We start from the raw sequence: 2,386 nt of genomic DNA, 5'->3' as shown, positions 1-2,386 counted from the left end.
CTTCAAAAGGTGTACCTTTTGAGATATAAAAACCCAATTCATTTATCAATGATCTCCTTGTATATGAATAGAATATAAAAAAGGAAATCGAAATGATTTCCTTTTTTACTTTGTAAGCTGTAAAGCTTTCATATAATCATCCTTTTTCTCAAAGGTCTTTTTTGCTTCTTCAGCCGTTAATACATAATCTACTGCAATATTTTGTAATAAACTCTTATTAGCATTTGGCAGCTGAATCGTTATGTCTTCCACACTACTCTTATTATTTTCAATTGTTTTATTAAATTCCTGAATACTTCTTGCAAGCTCCGCTAATTTTTCCATATGTGCAAGGTTGTTTAAATCCAAAAAGATATTACTTCTGAAAACTGCCGTAACATAATGCTTCGAATGTTTCTTCGCTATTTCTTTCTCAGCCTTCTTATCGAAAACAGTATCCCCCGTTTGCATTTGATCGAAAGTAAGTATAGTATTACTCCCTTTTTCTTCATAATATGTATTGAATCTTTCTTGTAAATCATTCGCTTCTTTTTTTATTTTATAGTTATCATTATTTACTTTTGGAGAGATTCGTCCATCGAAATATAATTGAAATTGTAAATATGGTTCATCTACTTGCTGTACAGAAGCTATTCGTGTGTCTGGGCCTGAAAAATCCTTACCTTGGCCAGGTATTTCAATTTGGTTTAGTTTAACAGAAAAACCATACTCTGATTTTGTATAATTTTGTGCTTTTTGTTCAATTTCTTCATTTGATATATCACATGATGTTAATAGCAATAAACTAAATATCACGCTATATGTTATTTTTATTCTTTTTATGCGAAAATTACAGGGTAATAAACCGATTACTAAAGATAAAAATGTATAACTTTTTAACATCTTTTTTATTATTTTCATTATAAATAGATTCCTTAACTTATTAATAATATAGTTTCATAGTTTGAAAAACACTTATTGAGTTTTCGTAACCAAAATAACTAATAGATATAAACTGAATCAGTTACAGACATTAAATAATAGAAAAAAGCCCCTAATATTCCAGTAATAAAAATAATAAATCCCATATTGCGTATGCTCTTAATTTTTGCTTGTAGTCCATTGAATCCTGCTAATAACCCACTTAAAGTGAATAGGATAAAGTATGGAACGGGTGAAAGAAGATATTCTGCATCAATTCCCATACCCCAACACACAAAAGGTAGTACGACAAGGGAAAGACTAAGTAATCCCATTACACTTACGAGTAATTTACGATTTTCAATCCCTGCAATAATTAAATAAATCCCACCAATAAATCCACATAACCAGAAAATGGGCATAAAGTAAATCCAAAGAAAGCTCAAGATGATCATATATAATTTTCTCCTAGTTGATAAGTTGTATTTCAACAATTGTAAAATGATACATAATAATAGAAAACAGCTATGCATCCTACTTCATAGGAACAATAGGACTTTTTAATTGCATGACATAGTCCGTTTAAGAACATGAGTGGTGTTTCCACACATTCCAACGTACAGCAAATTAATTGAGTAACAAATTTATTCTATGTGTAACCATTACTGTAAGCCCAAAGAAAAGGAGAACCATTCTAATGTAAGTATATATTCCCCTTTCTTCAGTTTTAAGAAATTATTTAATTTTCCGGATCCCCTGTTAATTTATCAAGTTGATCTAGTGCTTTTTCTAAATCAAACGAATTAAACCAACGGTAATCATGTTTGTCTAAAATACGATAATGCTTGCTAATCAGATTTTGTTGTAAGCGAAAGTCCCCTTTTTCTTGAATTTGTTTCCACCAGACTTTTCCCCCCAATGTTTTTTCTTTGAAGTTGTTAATACATTTATGGGCTATTGTTTCGATTACTACTAACGGATCATCTCCTAGAGTGGACTGTAAAACCTCACTATCCCTAAATAATGCACAAATAGCAACGGTATTGGTCCAACCCGTTTTAGATCTTCCCTTCTCGATTTGAACAAGTGTTTTCTTTGAAATGCCGAGAACTTCAGCCATTTCATCCTGCGTATACCCTTTTTCAGTACGAATTAACTTTATTTTCGTTGAAATGAGTTCAGTTATAATCTCCTTATTCACTTTCTCTCCTCCTTTTAAAAAAGTAACTTATGTATCATTTAGTGTAATTTTACACTTTAGCTCTTCTTTTTTCAACTCGATTTTTTTCCTAGACCTGGAAAGGAAAAATCAGCGGTCATCCAATATTTTAATATATACATACCATCTTCTAATGAAAACACCCCTTTTAATTACGAACAACATAATGTAGCACAGAAATTGTTTGTAATTAACGAGGGTGGAATTTGGTAGAGGAATATAAATAAAGCAAGAAAAAAGACCACCAGTGATATTATCCCCTTTAAG

General features: G+C 30.8%; 3 protein-coding genes. All 3 read right to left on the bottom strand.

The genetic code is table 11. The features are described from left to right. Positions 1-105: 105 nt before the first annotated feature. Positions 106-822, bottom strand: a complete 717-nt coding sequence (locus V7038_RS26935; protein WP_199659642.1) for a hypothetical protein — start codon at positions 820-822, stop codon at positions 106-108. A gap of 158 nt (positions 823-980) precedes the next feature. After that, positions 981-1,355 carry an ammonia permease gene (locus tag V7038_RS26930; RefSeq protein ID WP_070139345.1) on the bottom strand — a complete coding sequence of 125 codons (375 nt, stop codon included), beginning with the start codon at positions 1,353-1,355 and terminating at the stop codon, positions 981-983. A gap of 284 nt (positions 1,356-1,639) precedes the next feature. Continuing rightward, entirely contained in the window at positions 1,640-2,101 is a 462-nt protein-coding gene (locus V7038_RS26925) for a helix-turn-helix transcriptional regulator (protein ID WP_078185794.1), read from the bottom strand. Positions 2,102-2,386 lie beyond the last annotated feature (285 nt).

The sequence above is a fragment of the Bacillus sp. JJ783 genome (assembly GCF_036963225.1).
In the GTDB taxonomy this organism is placed as follows: domain Bacteria; phylum Bacillota; class Bacilli; order Bacillales; family Bacillaceae_G; genus Bacillus_A; species Bacillus_A cereus_U.
The sequence above is the reverse complement of the archived record's forward strand: the minus strand, read 5'-3'. Positions and strand labels throughout refer to the sequence as shown.

Excerpts from the sequence above, each read along its gene's own strand:
- V7038_RS26930 (WP_070139345.1), bottom strand. The coding sequence starts at position 1,355 with ATGATCATCTTGAGCTTTCTTTGGATTTACTTTATGCCCATTTTCTGG.